Annotated in this window: 18 protein-coding genes and 1 other RNA gene; 9 read left to right on the plus strand and 10 right to left on the minus strand. The window is 50.7% G+C overall.

Features of this window, described 5'->3' with window-relative positions; all coding sequences use genetic code 11:
* Positions 1–18 precede the first annotated feature (18 nt).
* From sufS to sufA, 5 genes are all read right to left on the minus strand, one after another.
* Positions 19–1,239: a cysteine desulfurase SufS gene (gene sufS, locus EX31_RS13890; protein WP_013576097.1), complete on the minus strand. Its 1,221-nt coding sequence runs from the start codon at positions 1,237–1,239 to the stop codon at positions 19–21.
* A complete protein-coding gene (gene sufD / locus EX31_RS13895) occupies positions 1,239–2,540 on the minus strand; it encodes a Fe-S cluster assembly protein SufD (RefSeq protein WP_013576098.1) in 1,302 nt (433 codons plus the stop codon). The genes sufS and sufD overlap by 1 nt, the downstream gene beginning before the upstream one ends.
* Positions 2,515–3,261 (minus strand): Fe-S cluster assembly ATPase SufC, encoded by a 747-nt coding sequence (sufC, locus tag EX31_RS13900; RefSeq protein WP_013576099.1) that lies wholly within the window; start codon positions 3,259–3,261, stop codon positions 2,515–2,517. The genes sufD and sufC overlap by 26 nt, the downstream gene beginning before the upstream one ends.
* Before the next feature lie 123 nt (positions 3,262–3,384).
* Positions 3,385–4,908, minus strand: coding sequence for a Fe-S cluster assembly protein SufB (gene sufB, locus EX31_RS13905; protein WP_037035276.1), 1,524 nt, complete (start codon positions 4,906–4,908; stop codon positions 3,385–3,387).
* Between the two features lie 46 nt (positions 4,909–4,954).
* The gene (sufA, locus tag EX31_RS13910) at positions 4,955–5,326 is read right to left on the minus strand and encodes a Fe-S cluster assembly scaffold SufA (RefSeq protein ID WP_013576101.1); all 372 of its coding nucleotides are present in this window, start codon (positions 5,324–5,326) and stop codon (positions 4,955–4,957) included.
* Between the two features lie 456 nt (positions 5,327–5,782).
* On the opposite strand from sufA, the gene EX31_RS13915 reads away from it, so the two are divergent.
* Positions 5,783–6,187: a hypothetical protein gene (locus tag EX31_RS13915; protein WP_013576102.1), complete on the plus strand. Its 405-nt coding sequence runs from the start codon at positions 5,783–5,785 to the stop codon at positions 6,185–6,187.
* 116 nt (positions 6,188–6,303) lie between these two features.
* Here the strand turns inward: EX31_RS13915 and EX31_RS13920 are convergent, their stop codons facing one another.
* Positions 6,304–6,723 carry a hotdog fold thioesterase gene (locus EX31_RS13920; protein ID WP_013576103.1) on the minus strand — a complete coding sequence of 140 codons (420 nt, stop codon included), beginning with the start codon at positions 6,721–6,723 and terminating at the stop codon, positions 6,304–6,306.
* A 15-nt stretch (positions 6,724–6,738) separates the two neighbouring features.
* The gene (locus tag EX31_RS13925) at positions 6,739–9,795 is read right to left on the minus strand and encodes a D-2-hydroxyglutarate dehydrogenase YdiJ (protein WP_037035303.1); all 3,057 of its coding nucleotides are present in this window, start codon (positions 9,793–9,795) and stop codon (positions 6,739–6,741) included.
* Between the two features lie 327 nt (positions 9,796–10,122).
* Here EX31_RS13925 and ydiK point away from each other — a divergent pair, with 327 nt between their 5' ends.
* Together ydiK and rprA are read left to right on the plus strand one after the other, a co-directional pair.
* The gene (ydiK, locus tag EX31_RS13930; protein WP_037035277.1) at positions 10,123–11,220 is read left to right on the plus strand and encodes an AI-2E family transporter YdiK; all 1,098 of its coding nucleotides are present in this window, start codon (positions 10,123–10,125) and stop codon (positions 11,218–11,220) included.
* A 188-nt stretch (positions 11,221–11,408) separates the two neighbouring features.
* Positions 11,409–11,519: antisense sRNA RprA (gene rprA, locus EX31_RS25355), an RNA gene on the plus strand.
* Positions 11,520–11,655: 136 nt separating this feature from the next.
* Here the strand turns inward: rprA and ppsA are convergent.
* Positions 11,656–14,031, minus strand: a complete 2,376-nt coding sequence (ppsA, locus tag EX31_RS13935; protein WP_037035278.1) for a phosphoenolpyruvate synthase — start codon at positions 14,029–14,031, stop codon at positions 11,656–11,658.
* A gap of 508 nt (positions 14,032–14,539) precedes the next feature.
* On the opposite strand from ppsA, the gene EX31_RS13940 reads away from it, so the two are divergent.
* The 6 genes from EX31_RS13940 (at position 14,540) to EX31_RS13965 (ending at position 20,557) form a co-directional block, all read left to right on the plus strand.
* Positions 14,540–15,361: a posphoenolpyruvate synthetase regulatory kinase/phosphorylase PpsR gene (locus EX31_RS13940; RefSeq protein WP_013576108.1), complete on the plus strand. Its 822-nt coding sequence runs from the start codon at positions 14,540–14,542 to the stop codon at positions 15,359–15,361.
* Positions 15,362–15,490: 129 nt separating this feature from the next.
* Positions 15,491–16,537, plus strand: coding sequence for a 3-deoxy-7-phosphoheptulonate synthase (locus EX31_RS13945; RefSeq protein WP_037035279.1), 1,047 nt, complete (start codon positions 15,491–15,493; stop codon positions 16,535–16,537).
* Positions 16,538–16,886: 349 nt separating this feature from the next.
* Positions 16,887–17,924: a hemin-degrading factor gene (locus tag EX31_RS13950; RefSeq protein WP_037035280.1), complete on the plus strand. Its 1,038-nt coding sequence runs from the start codon at positions 16,887–16,889 to the stop codon at positions 17,922–17,924.
* Positions 17,921–18,751: a heme/hemin ABC transporter substrate-binding protein gene (locus EX31_RS13955; RefSeq protein ID WP_037035281.1), complete on the plus strand. Its 831-nt coding sequence runs from the start codon at positions 17,921–17,923 to the stop codon at positions 18,749–18,751. Before EX31_RS13950 ends, EX31_RS13955 begins: the two co-directional genes overlap by 4 nt.
* Positions 18,748–19,776 carry a FecCD family ABC transporter permease gene (locus EX31_RS13960; protein WP_013576112.1) on the plus strand — a complete coding sequence of 343 codons (1,029 nt, stop codon included), beginning with the start codon at positions 18,748–18,750 and terminating at the stop codon, positions 19,774–19,776. Before EX31_RS13955 ends, EX31_RS13960 begins: the two co-directional genes overlap by 4 nt.
* Positions 19,769–20,557: a heme ABC transporter ATP-binding protein gene (locus EX31_RS13965; protein WP_037035283.1), complete on the plus strand. Its 789-nt coding sequence runs from the start codon at positions 19,769–19,771 to the stop codon at positions 20,555–20,557. The genes EX31_RS13960 and EX31_RS13965 overlap by 8 nt, the downstream gene beginning before the upstream one ends.
* A 46-nt stretch (positions 20,558–20,603) precedes the next feature.
* On the opposite strand, the gene EX31_RS13970 is transcribed toward EX31_RS13965, so the two are convergent.
* Both EX31_RS13970 and EX31_RS13975 read right to left on the minus strand, forming a co-directional pair.
* Positions 20,604–22,058 carry a protein adenylyltransferase SelO gene (locus tag EX31_RS13970; RefSeq protein ID WP_037035284.1) on the minus strand — a complete coding sequence of 485 codons (1,455 nt, stop codon included), beginning with the start codon at positions 22,056–22,058 and terminating at the stop codon, positions 20,604–20,606.
* 142 nt (positions 22,059–22,200) lie between these two features.
* Positions 22,201–22,929, minus strand: a complete 729-nt coding sequence (locus tag EX31_RS13975) for an EAL domain-containing protein (RefSeq protein ID WP_037035304.1) — start codon at positions 22,927–22,929, stop codon at positions 22,201–22,203.
* Between the last annotated feature and the right edge of the window lie 384 nt (positions 22,930–23,313).

Below are 23,313 nucleotides of genomic sequence, written 5' to 3' on the forward strand. Positions count from 1 at the left end.
TGATCTGGGCTGTCAGGATTAACCCAACAACCGGTGAATACGTTGCAGTCCAGCGACCAAACGGTCGACTTCTTCACGTGTATTGTACATCGCAAGCGACGCACGGCACATAGCCGGAACACCGTAGAAGGACATTAATGGCATCGCACAGTGGTGACCGGTGCGGATGGCAATACCGTATTGGTCAAGGAAACTGCCTACGTCGTACGCATGGTGTTTGCCGAGATTGAACGCAATAACCCCAGCTCGGGTGGCCGGGCCGTAGATCTGAATATCAGGCACCTGCGCCATCGCGTTGAGCGCATAGTTCATCAGTTCCTGTTCATAAGCATGGATATTTTCCAGACCCAGCTCAGTCACGTATTCCATTGCCGCACCCAGCCCCATAATTCCGCCGGTGTTGGGTGTGCCCGCTTCAAACCGCCACGGCGCCGCCGCGAATGTCGTGCCTTCGGTCAGACTGACATGTTTGATCATTGAGCCGCCACCTTCCCACGGAGGCATCTGATCCAGCAACGCCTTGCGGCCGTACAGAATACCAATACCGGTCGGCCCGTAAAGTTTATGTCCGGACCAGACATAGAAATCACAGCCCAGCGCCTGCACGTCAACCGCATGATGCATGACCGCCTGCGCACCATCAACCAGAACGGTCAGACCAGCAGCCTTCGCCTGAGGGATGATTTTTTCGATCGGGTTAACAGTGCCCAATACATTGGAAACATGCGCCAGCGTCAGTAATTTTGTGCGTGGCGTGATCAGCGATTCAAGCTGTGACAAATCCAGCTCACCTTCGGGTGTCAGGTGCCAGACATCGATATGAAGATCACGTTCTTTCGCCAGCATCTGCCATGGCACGATGTTCGCGTGGTGTTCCATTTCAGTCAGAATAATGTGGTCGCCGGCGTGTAAAAACTCACGTCCCCAGGTATTAGCGACCAGGTTAATGGCTTCCGTGGAACCTTTGACGAAGACGATTTCTTCCGCCGATGCGGCATTCATGAAATGGGCGGCCTGAGTGCGGACGTTTTCCATCTGCTCAGTCGCTTCCGCGCTCATGGTGTGAATACCACGGTGAACCGCAGCATAACCTTGTTCGAAGAAAGACATTTCTCGTTGAATAACCTGATGCGGTTTCTGCGCGCTGGCCGCGCTGTCAAGGTAGGCCAGCGGCTGGCCGTTAACTTCACGGCTCAGCACAGGGAAATCGCTACGTACTCTTTCCAGTGGAAAACTCATTACTTACCTCGATTTAGTCTGCCTGCAATACGGGCAATGACGACTTCACGCAGGGTTTCATTCTTAATGGCTTCCGTCAGTTCGGCAGCAAAAGCGAAGATGATCATTTGCTGAGCATCCTGCCCGCTGATCCCACGGGTACGCAGATAGAAAAGCTGTTCGTCGTCGATACGACCCACTGTCGCACCGTGGCTGCACTTAACGTCATCGGCATAAATTTCCAGCTGAGGTTTGGTATCAACCTCAGTGTGTTTGCCCAGCAACAAGTTGTTGTTGGTCATTTTGCCATCAGTTTTCAGTGCGTGCTGGGCCACTTTAATCATGCCGTTGAAAATCGCTTTAGCGCGATCGTTCACGATCACTTTGTGCAACTGTTTGCTGTTGCAATAGCCTTTATTATGTTCCAGATACGTCCGGGTATCGGCAATCTCAGAATCAACCGGCAGAACCAGACTGTTGATATCCAGATTGCTGTTTTCGCCGTTAAGCTGCGCGCTGGTGTTATTTCGGGTCAGGCCCGCACCCAGCAGGAAACTGTGGCTGGAAACACGTGCATCGCGCCCGATGACCAGATCATTATGCGAGAAGTGGAAACTGGCCTGGCTTTCAAAGGCCAGTTTGTAATGCGTGAAATCTGCATTATCGCCCACATTTATCGTCATACGTGCACCGGTGAAATGTCCCTGGTCGTTCAGACTCAGGTAATGCTCGATAACTTCTGCATTCGCACCATTCTCAATCGCCAGGTGATAACGATGATGAACGGTATTCATTTCGCGCGACTGGTCACGACCACTGCTCAGATGGAGCAGATACAGCGGTTTCTCAGCGTGCTTGCCTACAGGCAAACGCACAGAGAAAGAATCCTGCGCCAGACTTTCAGTCAGATGTAAAAACACCTCTGACTGAATCGGATCCGGTAACGTTTGTTGCGCGGAAGGGCTCAGTTTTTCGATTTCAAACGCACCGGTATCGCTGTCGCTCAGGCTCGCATCAAAACGACCATCCACGAAAACCAGACGGTAGCACTCCAGTGGCAGCGCAAGGGATTTGATTTTCTCAACCGTCAGCGCCTGCTGCTGAGGAGCAAAGAACTGATTGCCCAGCAGTGAAGAAACCGGCGTGTATTTCCAGTCTTCCAGTTTGGCATGCGGAAAGCCGAGGCGCAGCACCTGTTGCCAGTGAGCATGCGCGTGGGGGGATTGCTCACCGCCACGGCTTTCAAAAAGACGGTAAAGTTGCTGCATGGCGTGCGAACTGCCCGCCGCAGGGACATTACTCTTCGTCGGTAAGCCAGCCATAACCTTGCTCCTCTAACTGTTTAACCAAGGTGAAATCGCCGGATTTAACAATGCGGCCCTGATACAGAACATGCACGTAGTCAGGCTTGATGTAGTCGAGGATACGCTGGTAGTGGGTGACAATAACGAATGAACGTTTGCCGTCACGCAGTGTGTTGACACCATCAGAAACAATCTTCAGCGCATCGATGTCCAGACCGGAGTCGGTTTCATCAAGGATGCACAGGTTTGGTTCAAGCGCTGCCATTTGCAGAATGTCGTTACGCTTTTTCTCGCCACCGGAGAAACCTACATTCACGGAACGGGTGAGCAAATCGGCAGGCATCTTGAGCATCGCGATTTTCTCTTCGATGAAATCTGCGAAGTCAAAACGATCCATCGGCTCCTGCCCGCGGTATTTACGCACCGCATTCACTGCTGTTTGCAGGAAGAAATGGTTGGTCACACCAGGGATTTCTACCGGGTACTGGAAAGCCATGAATACGCCTTCGCCAGCACGATCTTCCGGCGCGAGTTCCAGCAAATCTTTACCGTTGAAGATGACGGAACCGTCAGTGACTTCGTAATCTTCACGGCCAGCCAGTGTCGCGGAGAGCGTACTTTTACCTGAGCCGTTCGGGCCCATAATGGCGTGTACTTCACCCGGTTTGATCTCCAGATCAAGTCCTTTCAGAATTTCCTTTTCTTCGACACGGACCTTCAAATTCTTAATGCTTAACATACGTATCCTTGAGTTTGCGCCTGGGCGCTCATAATTCTGTTTTATGCTGTGACTTTGAGAACTCACACCTGCACGTCGCACACATCACACCATGCTGCGACGGCAGGGAAAACGTACGGCGAATTAACCGACGCTGTGTTCAAGGCTGATCGCCAGCAGTTTCTGTGCTTCGACAGCAAACTCCAGCGGCAGCTCGGAAAAGACATCTTTACAGAAACCGTTAACAATCATGGAAATAGCGTCATCTTCGCTGATACCACGTTGCAGACAGTAGAACAACTGGTCATCGCCGATTTTTGACGTCGTGGCTTCATGTTCCAGCTGAGCCGTGTTGTTACGCACTTCAACATACGGGAACGTATGTGCGGCACTGTCGGCACCAATCAGCATAGAGTCACACTGCGTAAAGTTACGGGCGTTTTCAGCACTCGGCAGAATCTTCACCAGACCGCGATAGCTGTTCTGGCTGTGACCGGCAGAAATACCTTTAGAGATGATGGTCGACTTGGTATTTTTACCAATGTGGATCATCTTGGTACCGGTATCCGCCTGCTGTTTACCACTGGTCAGTGCAACCGAGAAGAATTCACCGATTGAGTTATCACCTTTAAGAATAACGCTTGGGTATTTCCAGGTGATGGCTGAACCGGTTTCAGACTGCGTCCAGGACATCTTCGAGCCAGCGCCTTCGCACAATGCACGTTTAGTCACGAAGTTCAGAATACCGCCGCTGCTGTCTTTGCTGCCTGAGAACCAGTTCTGCACGGTGGAATATTTCACTTCCGCGTCTTTGTGCAGGATGACTTCAACCACCGCTGCGTGCAGCTGGTAGGTATCACGTACCGGCGCGGAGCAGCCTTCGATGTAACTGACATAACTGCCTTCGTCAGCAATCAGGATCGTACGTTCGAATTGACCGGTTTTCGCTGCATTGATACGGAAGTAGGTCGACAGTTCCATCGGACAACGCACGCCTTTAGGCACGTAAACAAAAGTACCATCCGAGGCCACTGCCGCATTCAGCGCCGCGAAGAAGTTATCCTGCGCAGGCACGACGGTACCCAGGTATTTGCGCACCAGATCAGGGTATTCATGAATTGCCTCACCAAATGAGCAGAAAATGACGCCCGATTCAGCCAGCTTATCGCGATACGTTGTGGAGACAGATACGGAGTCAAAAATCGCATCAACGGCGACTTCTTTGCCTTCACGAACCGGAACACCCAGTTGCTCAAAGGCTTTTTCTACTTCACTGGTGAGGTAGTTTTTACCGTCAAGCGCAGGAATGCTGTGAGAATCTTCCGGAGGTTGCTGCTTGGCGCCAGGCTGAGAACCGCAGGTATCATCGCAGCTGCCACAGGATGGCGCGGAATAATAGCTGTAATCCTGGTAATCAAGAGGCGTGTAATACGCTTTGAGCCAGTGCGGTTCTTCCATTTTCAACCAGGCATGATAAGCCTGCAGACGGAACTCCAGCATCCACTCAGGCTCGTTGCGCTTAGCGGAAATCGCACGCACCACATCTTCGTTGATGCCTGATGCTAATTCATCGGTTGCCAGCTGGGTAAAGAACCCTTCCTTGTAATTCGTCCCCTCGCCGACCCAAGACTGCACATCATCTGGAATTTCTACGTTGCTTCGTGACATGTTGGTTACATCGCTTTGTTTACAATAATCTTAGAAACAGAAAGTCTTAAACACCGAAACTTTCGCCACACCCGCAGGCATGCTGAGCTTTAGGATTATTGAATTTAAATATCTGATTCAGTCCTTCGCGGACAAAATCTACCTCGGTTCCGTCGATGAAAGGCATGGCCTTCAGCGGAACAAACAGCAAAGCGCCGTCATGTTCAAACACCAGGTCATCGCTGGCCGGTTGTTTGGTTAAATCCAAAACGTAGCCAAAGCCAGCACAGCCCGATTGTTTCACGGAAAGCTGGAGACCTTTGACTTCGGGATCCTGAGCCACCAGAGTATTAATCTGTTTCGCTGCAGAATCTGTCAGGCTAACGCCTTGCCATACGTTGTCGTCTAAAGAGAAAGAGCCGACAGTTTCAGTTTGCATCTGTCTTACCTCATAATTTTACGGTCATAGACAAGACCTATTGTCTCTATTCTAGTGATAACATTAATCACTTCAACCTCTTGTTTTAAGAGGGTATAGCGATTACACACGAGGAAAGACACTCAATGTGCACCGTCTTTACATCTGGCCACTGGCGGGTCTTGAACACCGTGACCATCAACTGATTGAATAAATTGTCAATTTTTTGTTAAAAATTGAAATAAACCTTATAAAGGGTAAGGTTTAATAGCTTTCATTGTGTCTATTATAAAACATTCATCGGAAATGCCTATTTATGAATTCGCCATATTTGAAGAATTAAAGCTCTTTTTGCTTACTGGCTTAACTACACAAAAATAAAAAAACCGGATGAAAACGTTGATCCGGCGATTTTTTGCCAATATGATGCTCATTATTTGATAATGATTATCATTCAGATAACCCGGAATACTGAGAATGACTCAATCGGTAAATGCGTGGTTGCAAGGCAAGATCGACGAATATAAATCGAGTGTCCGCGATGCCACCGTGGATTTTTATATGGCGGATGCAGCCTTACGACGCCCGGATGCGCATCTTTGCCAGCTCAAACGCTTCAACAGCATCTGTCTGGATATGGCCAATCTGTGCCTGCAAAACGGGGATGACCACAGTTATCTTCATGCGTTATGCAAATTACATAACCGCCTGATCCTGGAAATCAACAGCGTGGTTCGGTGTGAACTCTTCCGTGTTCAGAGTTACCATTTCGCACGGCACACGTTAAAACTCATTTGTCAGTATTATGCCATGATGGGCATCTGGGAAAAAGCAACGGCATTTCAAACTGACTTTGCCAAACGCGTTCCGTTCCAGCTTTGATGTGCTTTCAACAGGTTACTTCCCTTCACTAAGTCAAATAAAAAAGCGGACACATTCATCATGCATCCGCCTGTCCACTTTCTGACTGTATGATCAGTGTTGGTTAACAGCCTGTATCAATGTTCGATTACCATGGTCGTCAGCCGCGATACGCAGCACAGATTCCCTTTCTGATCAAAAATCTCAATCTGCCACACCTGACTGCGGCGGCCGGTGCGCAATGCGCGGCAAACACCGCGCACATGCCCTTCCCGTGCAGACTGCATATGGCTGGCATTAATTTCCACGCCCACTACAGTTTGATTTCCTTCGCAGCATAAATAACCCGCCATTGACCCCATCGTTTCGGCCAGAACAACAGATGCGCCGCCGTGCAGTAAACCAAAAGGCTGTGTTGTGCGTACATCCACCGGCATGGTCGCTTCGAGGAAATCCTCACCCAACTGCGTGAACTCAATCCCCACATGGCCCACCATACATCCTTGACTGCGCTGATTCAGGGCTTCAAGCGTGGTACTCCGTTTCCAGAATGACATAATACTTCCTTATTGTTAGGGGATGATTTCCAGCAGCGCCTGTAACGGATGGCGAACACCGTTTCCTTCGATTCGTTTTACCTGGCTGCGGCAGGAATAACCGGTTGCCAGACAGCGCTGGCGTGGCAACCGTTGCAAAGAGGTATGCCAGGAAAGCTCATAAATTCCCAGTGAGTTTTCGAGATTCTTGGTTTCATGACCGTACGTCCCTGCCATTCCGCAACACCCGACACTGACGTTTTCCAGCTTCGCCCCGTAGCGGGCAAAGATGTCGCCCCACTGTTTGCCGCTGTTGGGCAAGGCGGTGCTTTCCGTACAATGTCCGAACAGATACCAGGACTCGCCACTTTGTTGTTGTGCCGGACGCTCAGCCAGCCAGCTGTCAAGCCATTCATGCACAAGCTGGACCTGGAACGATCCGCGTGTGTCACCGAGAATTTCTTTATATTCATCGCGATAACACAGTACCAGCGCAGGATCGACCCCCACCATAGGCATTCCCAATTGCGATACACGGTTAAGGAACAGCGACGTTTTCTTCGCTGTTTTGGCAAAGCGGGTCAGGAAACCTTTTATGTGCTGCGCTTTGCCATTAGGTGAGAAAGGCAACAGAACAGGTTTAAGGCCCAGTTTTTCAATCAGACGGATAAAATCAGCAACGACCTGCGCGTCATAAAAACTGGTAAACGGATCCTGCACGACCAGCACATATTCACCACGCCGGGCAGACGGAATGGCTTCCAGTTGTTCAAGCGTCATCTTACTGGCGCGATGCCCTGATAACTGCTCGCGAAGTGTCGGAGAAGACAGCAAAGGCAAATCAACCATGCCGATACTTTTCCGGCTCATCTCGCGCAACCAGGGTTGCCTGAGGAAGAAGTTGAACACCTTTGGGGCTTTGGCCATCAGGGGGGCATAGCTTTCAACGCTCGCAACAAAATGGTCGCGTGCCGGGCGCAGATAACGCGTGTGATAAAGCTGCAGGAAACGTGAGCGGAACCCCGGCACATCAATTTTTATCGGGCACTGCGTCGAGCAGGCTTTGCAGGCCAGACAGCCGGACATTGCCTCTTTCACTTCATGGGAGAAATCATATTCACCTTTATTAGCATGCCAGGTGTTACGCGTACGTTCGATCAGGCTGCGGAAACTCATGCCTTTCTCCGGCAGCGCATTCTCAAGCGCCAGCGGATCTACACCTTGTTCTGACAATAAACGCAACCATTCGCGAACCAGACCCGCGCGACCTTTTGGCGAGTGGATACGGCTGCCGGTAATTTTCATTGACGGACACATCGGGCTTTTCACATCAAAGTTAAAGCACAGGCCGTTACCGTTACATTCCATCGCACCGCGGAATGACTGACGGACTTCCAGCGGAATACGGCGATCCAAGGTTCCGCGTTTTGGCGCATCGACTTTCATCATCGGTTCATCGCACTCAAGCGGCGCGCAGATCTTACCGGGATTCAGGCGGTTATCCGGATCGAATACGGTTTTGATCCGGCGCAGTTCATGGAACAGCGCTTCGCCAAAGAATGCCGGGCTGTATTCTGCACGGAAACCCTTTCCGTGCTCTCCCCATAGCAAACCACCATATTTAGCGGTCAGGGCTACGACTTCATCGGAGATTTGTTTGAGCAATATCTCCTGTTGCGGGTCACACATGTCCAACGCGGGACGCACATGCAATACACCCGCATCGACATGCCCGAACATGCCATAACTGAGATGATGACTGTCGAGCAGCGCACGGAATTCGACAATATAATCCGCCAGATGCTGGGGAGGCACACAGGTGTCCTCCGCAAACGGCAACGGTTTAGCCTGCCCTTTGGCATTACCCAGCAGACCGACGGCTTTCTTGCGCATATTATAAATACGCTCGATACCAGCCAGATCAGCGCAAATCTGGTAGCCAATCACACCGCCTTCTTTATCACTTATCAGGCTATCAAGGCGTTCGCACAACGCACTGACCTGAGTTTCAATCAGGTCTGCATCATCTCCGGCGAACTCGACAATGTTAAGTCCCTGCATGTCTTTGCCTTCAACGTCGGTGATATAATCACGAACGCTGTGCCAGACAATGTCTTCTCGCGCCAGATTCAGTACTTTGGAATCGACGGTTTCAACCGATAGCGCCTTCGCCTCCACCATAAAAGGCGCATTACGTAACGCTGAATTAAAAGAGTCGTATTTGATATTGACCAGACGACGCACTTTGGGGATCGGCGTGATATTCAGACGCGCCTCGGTGATAAAGGCCAGCGAGCCTTCTGAACCGGTTAGAATGCGTGTCAGGTTGAAGGTTTGCAGATCGTCACTCAGCACATGGCGCAGGTCGTAACCTGTGAGGAAACGATTAAGTTTCGGGAATTTTTCAATCACCAGCGCGCGGTTATCACGACAACTGTCCAGCACGGTGCGGTAAATTCGTCCAATGACCGAATCCTCTTCACCCAGCTTATCGGCCAGCGCCGTCGGAATAGCGGTGGTATCCAGCATGTCGCCACCGAGAACAATCGCACGGACACCGAGAACGTGGTCAGACGTTTTGCCGTAAACCAGCGAGCCCTGACCGGAGGCATCGGTGTTAATCATGCCCCCCAGCGTCGCACGGTTACTGGTTGATAACTCGGGAGAGAAGAAAAAGCCAAACGGGCGCAGATAATCATTGAGCTGATCTTTGATCACCCCGGCTTCGACCTTGACCCACCCTTGTTCCACGTTGATATCCAGAATGCGGTTCATATGACGGGACATATCAACCACAATGCCGCGGTTCAGTGACTGACCGTTGGTACCGGTACCGCCACCGCGCGGAGTAAACACGAGTGTTTTAAAACGTTCCTGCCCCGCAAGGCGGGCAATCAATGCAACGTCTGACGTTGCGATGGGGAATAAGACCGCATCCGGCAGCAACTGATAGACGCTGTTGTCCGTCGCCATCGTCAGCCTATCGGCATAAGTTGTTGTGACATCACCCGTAAAACCGTTGCTTTTTAATGCTTCCAAAAAATCGAGCACCAGCTGGATGACACCCGGTGCCTGAGAAATCTGTGGGATCATTGAATTATGACTCTGTCTTTGTTGTATGCCTGGCGGGCCCGAGGCGACCTGCCGGATCTGCCGGGCAGATCCACCCTGTTCTTTATCCAGAATAAAAACTAACATACTTCGTTTTTAAGCGCTCCGTCTGGTTCACCTTTGTTGCAGATGTTTCATGACGTACCGCAAAAAGCACGTACGGCAACAACGCCTTGCAACTAATTATGTGGCGGGCTATCCAAAAGCCGTCGTATGTTCCATGCTTATTTTTAGCCCCCTGTTTATGAATATAGTGTTTGGAGGCACAGGGTTTGTGCCTTACTTCGTTTATCACATTGAGAAACATGAATGAATCTCCCAATTAAACGTTATGACTTGCCCCAGATTATCTTTGGGGTGCTATTTATTGCCCTGATGACCGTTGCCAGCATCTGGATTGTACAGCCCTTTATTCTCGGGTTTGTCTGGGCCGGGATGGTAGTCATTGCCACATGGCCATTAATGATCAAGCTCCAGCGCCTTCTCTGGGGACGCCGTTTTCTGGCCGTCATTATCATGACGCTGTTGTTGATCTTATTATTCGTCTTGCCTATCGCCTTGCTGGTCAGCAGCGCCGTGGAAAATGGTGCGCCGCTGGTCGAAATTGCGAGCCATCCTTCATCGTTACATATGCCTGATTTTCAGTGGCTGAACGCGATCCCGCTGGTGGGTAATAAGCTTTACAACGGCTGGCATGCCCTGATCAATGGCGGCGGGAACGCGCTGATGAGCAAAGTGCAGCCCTACGTCGGACAAACAGCAGCCTGGTTTGTGACACAGGCAGGTCATCTGGGCCGTTTCATTGTCCACTGTGCGCTGATGTTATTGTTCAGTGCCCTGCTTTATAGCCGTGGAGAAAATGTTGCCATGGGTATCCGCCATTTCGCGGTGCGACTGGCAGCAGAACGTGGTGATGCAGCCGTTATTCTTGCCGGTCAGGCAATCCGTGCCGTGGCGTTAGGTGTCGTTGTTACCGCCATTGTTCAGTCAGTACTGGGTGGGATCGGACTGGCCATTGCTGGCATTCCTTATGCCACCGTGCTGACCGTCGTGATGTTCGTGTGCTGCGTCGCGCAAATCGGTCCGTTACTGGTTCTGATACCGGCCATCATCTGGCTGTACTGGTCCGGCGACAATACCTGGGGCACCGTTCTGCTGGTATGGAGTTGCGTGGTTGGTTCCCTGGATAACGTGCTTCGCCCGGTTCTGATCCGCATGGGTGCGGATTTACCGATGCTGCTTATCTTGTCCGGTGTTATTGGTGGTTTATTTGCTTTTGGCATGATTGGCCTGTTTATCGGACCGGTCGTGCTGGCCGTCTCATATCGCCTGATTTCGCTTTGGGTCAATGAGGCTCCTGAGCCTGACATGGAACCTGAAGAAGCACTAAAAGCGCTGGATGAATAATTTCGTTGCGTTTTAACTGACCACCGGCGCTGCCCCTGATAATTCAACCGGGCAGCGCTTTTTTTTATTCCTGCTTCCTTCCTGAATGACTCACACTAAAAACACTTCTTCTCATCAATTAGCATGAGAATAATATCTATTAGGAGAATTCTTACAGACTAAATACCTTGAGAAACTTAGTATTATTAACAGTTCGGATTTCAACCCACTGATTTATATACAAGCTTCCCCCTGAGCTGGTATATCCCAAATTGCTGTGTGTAGTCTTTGCCTGTCTGCTATGACGGGCTTTTTTTTTATTTCTTTTCCTCACCGTTCTATTTATCCCGTAACCCGCTAACCGTTATTTTTATTCCCGTAACTTCCATCCCGGTAAAAAAGAAAAAGGCCGCCACCCGAAAGTGACAGCCTTAGCGTCAGTCATTAGTCATTTATTTACTTTTCAGCTAACGCTAACCAGGTCTGGACAACGGTATCCGGGTTGAGTGACAAACTGTCGATTCCTTCTTCCATCAGCCATTGCGCGAAGTCCTGATGATCTGATGGCCCCTGCCCGCAAATACCGACATATTTCCCCTGCTTCTTAGCGGCTTTGATTGCCATCGACAAAAGGGCTTTAACGGCTTCGTTTCGTTCATCAAAGAGTTCAGAAACCACGCCGGAATCACGATCAAGCCCCAGCGCAAGCTGCGTCATGTCATTAGACCCAATAGAGAATCCGTCGAAGTGCTCAAGGAACTGATCTGCAAGCAATGCATTTGACGGTATTTCACACATCATAATCACTTTCAGGCCATTTTCGCCCCGTTTCAGCCCCTGACTCGCCAGCTCTTTAACGACAGCTTCAGCCTGTGCCACGGTACGAACAAACGGGATCATCACTTCAACGTTAGTCAGCCCCATATCATTGCGCACGCGCTTCATGGCCTCACATTCCAGCGCGAAACAATCCCGGAAGCTGTCAGAGACATAACGACCCGCACCACGGAAGCCCAGCATCGGGTTTTCTTCGTGAGGCTCGTATTTTTCGCCGCCGACCAGATTGGCGTATTCGTTCGATTTAAAATCGGACAAACGCACAATCACCCGTTTCGGCCAGAATGCAGCGCCGAGCGTCGCGATCCCTTCCGTCAGACGTGCCACATAATATTCACGCGGGCTGTCATAGCCCTGGATCATCTTATTGATGGTTTCCTGCAACTCCGCCGGCTGCTGATCAAACTCCAGTAATGCTTTGGGATGAACACCAATCATACGGTTAATAATGAATTCTAAACGCGCCAGCCCGACACCTTCATTCGGCAGACAGGCAAAGTCGAATGCGCGGTCAGGGTTACCGATATTCATCATGATCTTCAGCGGTAATTTTGGCAGCTCATCAATTTCAGAGCTCTGCACGGTGAAGTCCAGCTCATCCTGATAGACGTAACCGGTATCGCCTTCAGAACAGGAAACCGTCACTTTCTGGTTTTCTGTCAGTTTTTCAGTGGCATCACCACAACCGACTACCGCAGGAATACCCAATTCACGCGCAATGATGGCTGCGTGACAGGTACGCCCGCCGCGGTTGGTGACAATCGCCGATGCCTTTTTCATGATCGGCTCCCAGTCAGGGTCCGTCATGTCAGTTACCAGAATATCACCTGCCTTAACGTGGTGCATTTCGCTGATATTATGAATGATTTTTACCGGCCCGGCCCCAATGCGATGGCCGATAGCGCGGCCTTCAACCAACACTTTACTGCTGCCATTTAGCTGATAGCGTTCCATCACCTGACCGTTTGAACGAACTGTCTCCGGACGTGCCTGCACGATATAAAGGTTGCCGTTATGGCCGTCTTTCGCCCATTCGATATCCATCGGACGACCATAGTGTTTTTCAATCAATAATGCCTGACGTGCCAGTGCCTGCACTTCGTCGTCCGTCAGGGAGAAACGCGTGCTCTGTTCAGCCGGCACATCTTCAATCTGAACCTGTTTGCCATGTTCCTGGCTCGGAGCATATACCATGCGAATTTTCTTCGAGCCCATCGTACGGCGGACAATAGAAGGCTTATTCTTTTCCAGCGTAGGTTTATGTACGTAAAACTCATCAGGGTTAACGGCACCCTGAACGACCATTTCACCCAGACCATAAGCCGAGGTGATAAAGACCACCTGATCAAAACCCGACTCGGTATCAATGGTGAACATCACGCCTGCAGAAGCGAGATCAGAACGCACCATGCGCTGCACACCCGCAGACAGCGCCACGCCACGATGGTCGTAGCCCTGATGCACACGATAAGAAATGGCACGGTCATTAAATAAGGAAGCGTAAACATGTTTCACGGCGGTCAGTACAGCATCAAATCCCTGAACATTCAGGAAGGTTTCCTGCTGTCCGGCAAATGATGCGTCCGGCATGTCTTCGGCAGTTGCGGAAGAACGCACAGCGAATGACGCATCAGGCTCACCGTCGGAAAGCTGCTGATAGGCCTCGCGGATGGATTTCTCAAGTTCAGGCTGGAATGGCGTCTCAATGATCCACTCGCGGATTAGCATGCCCGCCTGAGTTAATTGCCCGATATCGTCAACATCCGTTTTATCCAGCAACTCATGAATACGGTGGTTGACACCGCTCTGATCGAGAAAATCATTGAATGCCTGAGAAGTCGTTGCAAAACCATTTGGAACTGAAACACCCAGATCAGACAAATTGGTGATCATTTCCCCGAGGGATGCGTTCTTGCCCCCGACTTTATCAACGTCCTTCATACCCAGTTGGTTGTACCAGATAACATTGCGTAAATCGGGATCGAGATGAGCCATGAAACAATCCTTTCTTATTTATTTACAGTAAAAGTCAGTAGGCGTGCAAACCGGTTGTCTAGTCATTGTCAGCGACGCTTTTTCTGTCATTTAACAACGCTGTCATTTTGAGATTAGCATAATGATCCATAAGAGATGGACAGGTGAATCGATCCAGCAAATCAAACTATTTTTGTTTAGGAAAATTCCACAGCAGCAAAATTACTCACGCGATGGAAATCAACAATATTCCTTATGAATCATGGAGAAGTTGCCTTTAGTTTCGAAACTAAATTAATGCTAACAGAGCTGCTGAAGCTCTGCTGAAGCAAATCAAAAAGCTGCGAGAAATCGTGGAGAATTTAAAATACCATTTCATTTATTACAGTCATTTTGCGCACTGTCTCGCAGCAATGAGCAGAACATTGCTGGCTGGAACGAATACGCTTTTTATTTCCTGAAATTCTGGTTATTACTAAATAAGCGATAAGTTGAAGATAAATGAAGTGCGATAACTCAGGAGCAGTTTGTGGACAGATGCGTGTTTTACATTTCGGACGGTACCGCGATTACAGCAGAAGTTTTAGGCCATGCTGTGCTTTCACAATTTCCGGTAAATGCCACAACCTATTCACTCCCCTTTGTTGAAAGTGAAGAGCGCGCCAAAGCTGTCTGCCGGCAAATTAATGAAATTTTTGAGAAAACCGGTGCCCGCCCACTGGTGTTTTATTCCATCATTTCACCCAACATCCGCGACATCATTAAAAACAGTGAAGGTTTCTGTCAGGATATTGTTCAGTCGCTGGTCGCCCCCTTACAGAATGAGCTGGGCGTAGATCCTACCCCAATTGCCAACCGGACGCATGGCCTGACAGCCAGCAACATCAGTAAATACGATGCGCGCATTGCCGCGATTGATTACACGCTGGCCCACGACGACGGGATTTCCCTGCGCAACCTCGATCAGGCGCAGGTGATTTTACTGGGCGTCTCGCGTTGCGGTAAAACGCCGACCAGCCTTTATCTGGCATTACAGTTTGGTATCCGCGCGGCTAACTACCCATTTACCGCCGACGATATGGACAATATCCAGTTACCTGCCGCGTTAAAACCGCATATGCATAAGCTATTTGGCCTGACGATTGACCCTGAACGACTGACGGCAATTCGCCAGGAACGCGTTGAAAACAGCCGCTATGCATCTTTGCGCCAGTGCCGGATGGAAGTCTCTGAGGTAGAAGCCTTATTCCGCAAAAATCAGATCCGTTACCTCAACAGTACAAATTATTCTGTTGAGGAGATTTCGGCGAAGATCATGGACAGCTTCGGCATGAGTCGCCGGATGTTCTGAATCCTTTTACTGATGTAGATGGCATATCCTGCCGGCAATGGTTGAATTCATCGGGTTTTGCGTTATTGTGATCGGCATCACTTCCCGGTATTCCTGCCGCAGCGAAGAAACAAATTTTTCGAGAACACGATGTCACAAACAGATGAACTGCGTACGACGCGCATCGACAGCCTGATTACGCCTCAGGCACTGGCAGACAAACTGCCAATTTCCCCGTCGGTCGCACAACACGTGATGGAATCACGTAAACGAATTGAAAAGATTATCAGCGGTGAAGATCAGCGGTTGCTGGTCGTTGTCGGCCCCTGCTCAATCCACGATATAGAAGCGGCTATTGATTACGCGGGCAAGCTCAGCGTATTGCGTGAAAAGTATCAGGATCGCCTGGAAATCGTCATGCGTACGTACTTTGAAAAGCCACGTACCGTTGTCGGCTGGAAAGGCCTGATTTCAGACCCTGAACTGAACGGTTCCTGCCGTGTTAATGACGGTATTGAGCTGGCACGTAAGGTATTACTGACCGTCAACCAACTAGGCATCCCGACAGCGACCGAATTCCTTGATATGGTGATCGGACAATATATTGCCGACTTGATCAGCTGGGGTGCCATCGGCGCTCGCACCACCGAAAGTCAGATCCACCGCGAAATGGCCTCGGCACTTTCCTGCCCTGTTGGTTTTAAAAATGGCACTGACGGAAATACCCGCATCGCCATCGATGCTATCCGTTCGTCGCGCACCAGTCATATGTTCCTGTCACCGGACAAAAAGGGTCAGATGACCATTTACCGTACCGCCGGCAACCCTTACGGCCATGTGATTATGCGTGGAGGTAAAAAACCGAATTATCATGCGGATGACCTCGAACAAGCCTGCCTGAATCTGGCGGAATTCGATTTGCCGCAGCGGCTGGTGGTCGATTTCAGTCATGGCAACTGCCAGAAACAGCACCGTCGTCAGCTTGAGGTAGCAGAAGATATTTGCCAGCAAATCATCAGCGGTTCAACTGCCATTGCGGGCATCATGGCGGAAAGTTTCCTGGTTGAAGGCACACAGCCCATCGTTCCCGGCAAACCTCTGATTTACGGCAAATCGATTACCGACCCATGTCTGAGTTGGGAAGACACCGAGACATTACTCTCAATGCTTGCGCAGGCAACAAACAGCCGGTTCTGATCACTTTGCTGTAACCTTCTTAAGGGCAACTTTGGTTGCCCTTTTTTGTGTCAGTAGCAGGCCTGGGGGCGTGTAACCCTCTGTCTGTTCTGATGCTTCTCCGCGCATCCCCTCCTGCTTCCCCTCTTAAATTAAGGGGTTAACGCCACAGAATTACATTCCAGCGACAAAAATTTTCTTGATGTGTTTAGGTAATGATTTGATAATGATTATCAAATTGATATTAATTCCTATTACCACGCGTATATTAAACGTACTCTTGCCATAAATATTTTTACAAATCATTCACATAACATCGCAAGCTTTATCCGCCAAAGAGCGGGTGACTTTAGACAACGAGGAAACAGCAATGCATTCAGTTCACTATCAGGACTATTTACAGGCAAAAGAAGCTAATCCCGGTAAATATGCCCGCGATCTGGCGGGAATTTTACGGATAAGCGAAGCTGAGTTAACGGCTTTACGTGTTTCCCATGATGCTGCGCGTCTGGATGTTGATGCCCGTAGCTTGCTGGCTGCTCTGGAGAATGTCGGTGGCACCAAGTCAATCACCCGTAACAACTTTGCCGTACACGAGCAGGAAGGTCGCTATGAGAATCAGCATCTCAGCGGTCACGCCGGTCTGATCCTTAATCCACGCGCGCTGGACCTGCGTTTGTTCCTGCAACACTGGCTGCACATTTTCAGCCTGTCAGAAACCACGGCCCGCGGCGTTCGCCACAGCATTCAGTTCTTCGATGCGCACGGTGATGCCGTTCATAAAGTGTATAACACCGATGAAACTGACATGGCAGCATGGGACGCGCTGATTGCGCAGTACAAAAGTGACGTCAATCCTCCGCTGCAAATTGAAGTCGCCCCTGAAGTTCCGGCTCCGACGACTGCCGCCGACACCAGCACTCTCGATGCTGAATGGCGTGCAATGACCGACGTTCACCAGTTCTTCCAGTTGCTGAAACGTCACGATGTCACCCGCCAGCAAGCGTTTAAAGCTGTCGGGGATGATCTGGCATGGCGCGTCGATAACGGCTCGCTGACGCGTTTACTGAATATCGCCAAAGATGACCAAAACGAAATCATGATTTTTGTAGGCAACAGGGGTTGCGTGCAAATTTTCACCGGTCAGATTGAAAAGATCATGCCGCACGGTGAATGGATTAACGTCTTCAACAAACAGTTCACCCTGCATCTGGTGGAAAGTGCTATCGCGGAAAGCTGGATCACCCGTAAGCCGACCAAAGACGGTTTCGTGACCAGCCTGGAGTTATTTGCCGCTGATGGTACGCAGATCGCGCAACTTTACGGTCAGCGTAACGAAGGCAATCCTGAACAAACTCAGTGGCGGGAACAGCTGGCGCAACTTAGCAATGAAGGTGTTGCAGCATGAACAAAACCTTGAAAATGCTGGCCGCTATTACAGCTTTACTGGCGACCCCGGGCCTGTATGCCGCTGAAAAGCTTGTCAGTATTGGCGGTGACGTTACCGAAATTGTTTACGCACTCGGTGCGGGCAACGAAATGGTCGCCCGCGACAGTACCAGCTTGCGTCCGCAGGCAGTACTGGCCCTACCGGACGTCGGTTATATGCGCCAGCTCAATACTGAAGGGATTTTGTCTATGCACCCGTCGCTGGTGCTGAGCAGCGAACTGGCAGAACCCTCACTGGTGTTAAAACAGCTTGAGCAGAACGGCGTAAAAGTGGTTCGTGTGCCGGGGAAACCCTCTGCGGACACCGTCCCGGATAAAATCGAAGTGATTGCCGCAGCGCTGAACCGTCAGGCGGAAGGTGAAAAACTGATCGCAACCTATCGTTCGCAGATTTCTGCTATTCAACACGATGCCCTGCCGGTAAAAATGTTGTTTGTAATGAGCCACGGTGGCATGTCATCTATGGCAGCAGGTCAGAATACTGCGGCAGATGCGATGATCACGTCTGTCGGGGCGAAAAATGCCATGCAGGGATTCAGTCGTTACCGTCCGCTGTCACAGGAAGGGGTGATTGCCAGTGCGCCGGATATCCTGCTACTGACCGCTGACGGAGTTAAAACCCTGGGTGGAATGGATCAGGTGTGGAAACTGCCGGGTGTTGCTATGACGCCTGCGGGCAAAAATAAGCGTGTGCTGGTCATCGATGATATGTCCCTGCTGGGCTTTGGTTTGCAAACGCCTGCGGTGATGGCACAACTTCGTCAGGCTGCGGAACAAGCAAAATGAGTAGCATGAGCCCTCCGGTGCCGTCAGGTCGCCGTTCGCCAGTTTGGGCGATGATTGGCCTTGGCGGCGCTCTGCTGGTGCTGGCCGTGATGGCCGCGAATACCGGCGCGATGTCACTGTCGTTAAGGACGTTACTCGCACGTCCATTTGGCGATAGTTTGTGGCAAGTCTGGCTGACAATCCGCCTTCCCCGCGTGCTGCTGGCGGTGGTAGTCGGTTGCGCGCTGGCCAGTTCCGGTGCGGTTATGCAGGGATTGTTTCGCAACCCGCTGGCTGATCCCGGCCTGCTTGGGATCAGCAGCGGCGCGGCGCTTGCGGTTGCCCTGACTATAGTGATGCCACTGGCATTGCCACCCTTGCTGGCCCTGTACAGTCATATGATCAGCGCATTTGCTGGCAGTCTGGCCATTTCAGCCATCGTCTTTACACTGAGTCGTTTCGGCCATGGTGGGTTATCGCGCTTACTGCTTGCCGGTATTGCCATCAATGCACTGTGCGGTGCCGCTGTCGGCGTGCTGACCTACGTCAGTGATGACCAGCAGTTACGCCAGTTCTCTTTGTGGAGCATGGGCAGTCTCGGGCAGGCGCAATGGCCGACACTGGCTGTGGCCTCTTCGCTGATCCTGCCAGCCTGTGTTGCGGCCCTGTTCATGGCGCGGCGCCTGAATATCCTGCAATTAGGTGAAGAAGACGCGCACTATCTCGGTGTGAATGTCCGCCGCACGCAGTTGCAATTATTGCTGCTGAGCGCCCTGCTGGTCGGGGCTGCTGTCGCGGTTTCTGGTGTGATCGGTTTTATCGGTCTGGTGATCCCGCACCTGTTGCGGATGCGTATTGGCGCAGACCACCGCTGGCTATTACCGGGATCGGCCATGGCCGGTGCCTGCCTGCTTTTGCTCGCTGACACGCTGGCCCGCACACTGGTTGCTCCGGCAGAAATGCCGGTGGGATTGCTCACCAGCCTGATTGGCGGGCCGTATTTCTTATGGCTGATCCTGCGCCCGGGAGTTCCGCGTAATGTCTGACTTTACTTCATCAATGGTTGCAGAAAATCTGACGTATTCCGTCAATAGCCGCCGGTTAATTGACGATGTTTCACTCAGCTTGCAAAGCGGAGAGATGGTGGCGTTGATTGGGCCAAACGGTGCCGGAAAATCAACACTGATGCGTATGCTGACCGGCTACCTGATGCCACAATCGGGGCAGATTTCGCTTCAGGGAAGACAACTCAATGACTGGCCAGCACAGGAACTGGCGCGCACCCGGGCAGTTATGCGTCAGAACAGTACATTGGCCTTTGGCTTTAGCGTGCGGGAAGTACTGACACTCGGGCGTTCACCGCACGGTCAGCAAAATATGCAACGGGCACTGACTGAAGTCATGACGCAAACCGATTGTCTGAATCTGGCAGAAAGAGATTATCGCCATTTATCGGGGGGCGAACAGCAGCGGGTTCAACTGGCGCGGGTACTGATCCAGCTCTGGCAACCCGCCTCTTCCTCACGCTGGTTGTTTCTCGATGAACCTACATCGGCGCTGGATTTATATCATCAGCAACACGCGTTGCGTTTGCTGCGACAGCTAACCCGGCAAACGCCGCTGGCGGTATGCTGCGTGCTGCATGATCTCAATCTTGCGGCGTTGTATGCCGACCGGATTATTTTATTGCACGGCGGAAAAGTGGTCGCCAGCGGGACGCCCGTTGACGTACTGAGCGAAGCCATACTGAGCCGCTGGTATCAGGCCGATTTGAACGTCTGCCCGCATCCGGAAACTGCATTGCCGCAAGTTTTCTTACGCCAGTAGAGACGGTTCAATAAAAATGCCACATTCAGATGTGGCATTTTTTATCTCAGCTCGAACAAGATATTTCGAGGTGTTTTCCCCAGTCGGGTGGCAATTTCGCCATTTCATCATACTGAGGCGCATCGCTGTAAGGGTCACGCAATGCCTGGTGAAGTTGCTCCAGCGCACTGATATCATCCACTTCAGCCCTTTCGATGGCTTTCTGCGCCAGATAATTTCTCAAAATAATGCGTGGATTACTTTGTTTCATGGCGTCCTGCCGCGTGGCATCATCAATATCTTCCGTTTGTAAACGCTGACGATAAGCCTGATACCAGCTGTCAAAAGCGTCACGGTCGATGAATTCATCCCGTAAAGGCGACGCGGCCTGCTGTTGTTCTGTCTGGCTGAGCAACCTGAAAGTCTGCGTGAAATCCCGCCCCTCTTTCGCCATCAGACTTAGCAGCCCGGTGAGCAGATCGTTATCCTGTTTATTCTCGGTAAAGAAACCCAGTTTGCCGCGCATCAGCGTGCCATAGGCTCTCATCAGCGCCGGTTCATACTCGCCAAGCGCGGTCTGGAGTTGTTCCGTGGACATCAGGCCGGATAACGTTTGTGCCAGACGATGCAGGTTCCAGTAAGCCACCGCCGGCTGATTATCGTAGCTGTAACGCCCCTGATGATCGGAATGGTTGCAGATATAACCCGGCTGATAATCGTCGAGGAAACCGTAAGGGCCGTAATCGATAGTCAGTCCGAGAATCGACATATTGTCGGTATTCATTACGCCGTGTGCAAACCCGATACTTTGCCATTGTGCAATCAGCGCAGCGGTTCGTTCCACCACACTGGTAAACCATTGCTGGTAGCGTGATGCGTCAACCGGCTCACTTTCCAGCAACCGGGGCCAGTGATGTGCGATGACATAATCTGCCAGTTGCCTGACATGTTCAGGTTGTTTGCGGTAGTAGAAGTGCTCGAAATGACCAAAGCGAACATGGCTTTCCGCCACGCGGATCAGCATCGCACCGCGCTCAGGCTGCTCGCGGAAAACCGGCTCATCACTGGTGGCAATCGTCAACGCCCGCGTTGTCGGCACCGATAAATGATGTAGCGCTTCCGAGGCGAGAAACTCACGCACGACAGAACGCAAAACCGCACGACCATCTCCCATTCGTGAATAAGGTGTCAGCCCGGCCCCTTTCAGATGCCAGTCGAACCGTTTTCCGGAAGGTAAAACCTGTTCGCCCAGTAAAATACCCCGTCCGTCGCCCAGTTGTCCCGCCCACTGGCCGAACTGATGCCCGCTATAAACCTGAGCCAGGGGCTGCATACCGGGGAAGAGTTTTTCACCGCACCAGTATTCGCGATGCTGAGCATCGAAAAGCGAATCATCCAGCCCCAGTTCACGCGCCAGTGGTTCGCTGTGATAAAGAAGCCGTGCGCCTTTTAGCGGCGTCGGTTGCAGTTGCGTGTAAAAGTCAGGCAACTGGTCAGCATAATGATGTTCAAATCGCGGCATAAATCCCCCTTTTTAATAGTGTAGGACTGCGGGACGTTAATTAACACGGAGCGAATGCAGGGAGATTATGACCTTGAGTGATAAAAAATCCCGGCACAGCAGGCGCTGGCCGGGATCCTGAGAGTGAAACAACCTGCGACGATCAGTGAAATTGGCTGGGCCGCACAAGCAGGCTGTCCAGTTCAGCGGGCTCAACACCAGGCCATAGCAAACCCTTCACCCCTTGTATTTCTACTTTGCGTAACGCATCAAAATAGTCCTGAGAGTCGAGCCCGTCGACCACGATATTACGGCAAAAACGGTTAACATTTCTTATCAGCGAGGGCATCACGATAGTGAAATGTTCACCCTCACAGAGCTGCCAGAAAAGATTTTTGTCGAGCTTCACCCACTGAAAAAGATGGTCAAAAACGGGCACCATGTTAATAGTGCCTGAGCCGAAGTTTTCCAGACAAAGCGGAAAATATTTTTTTAATGCAACCAGTTGCTGGTTATTTTTGCCTTCGGAAAGACGCGGAAACGACTCGCTCAGATTAAGATGAATGAAAGTATGCATGCTGAACGCATTGCGGAGATTTTCATCTTCCAGCAATAAGGCCACCTGTTTTTCCTCAACACTGATATTCAAAATAACCTGATTATCGCTAAACCATCGGGCATGCTCACCCGCCCATATCTGTTGCTCATTAAGAAACCGTAATAACTGCTGCGGTGTTAACAGGTTCAGTACCAGTTCTGTGGGCATGACTAACTTGCTGTCTGCGCTGGAAAAACGGCAAATTAATTCTATGGCGAGTAATTTCCCGTCAATGGTATAGACCGGCTGGCACAGGTAGCTGCTGTTAAAGGCCGTATCGAATTGTATTTTCATTTTTGTCCAAAACATCAACGGCACGACTAATTGATTAATAACTTTTTTGACTATCAATCAGATCATAAAGATACCGGAGCCCCGAGGCGAAACCGAAATATTAGAGAAATTGATATCAATAAAGAGCCTGTCCGGTTGTAAGTGTACAGAGACGACCACACGAGCGGCTGCGATTCAAAGTTTTTAAAAACGCCTTTCCCTTATTGCCTTCTTTTTAGGGGTTATAACAGTCAACACAGGGATTTCAGACTAATCTTATCGCCAGAGGTGAAAACACGCAACTTGCCTTGTGAGCGCTATCAATCCTTTTTCAACAAGAATTCCTGCTTTGTTTTGTGCTAATGCCCAAAAAGCATGTTACTAAATATTTTAGCTAATGGTTAT

This window comes from Rahnella sp. WP5, from assembly GCF_000745615.1.
Taxonomy (GTDB): Bacteria; Pseudomonadota; Gammaproteobacteria; order Enterobacterales; family Enterobacteriaceae; genus Rahnella; species Rahnella aceris.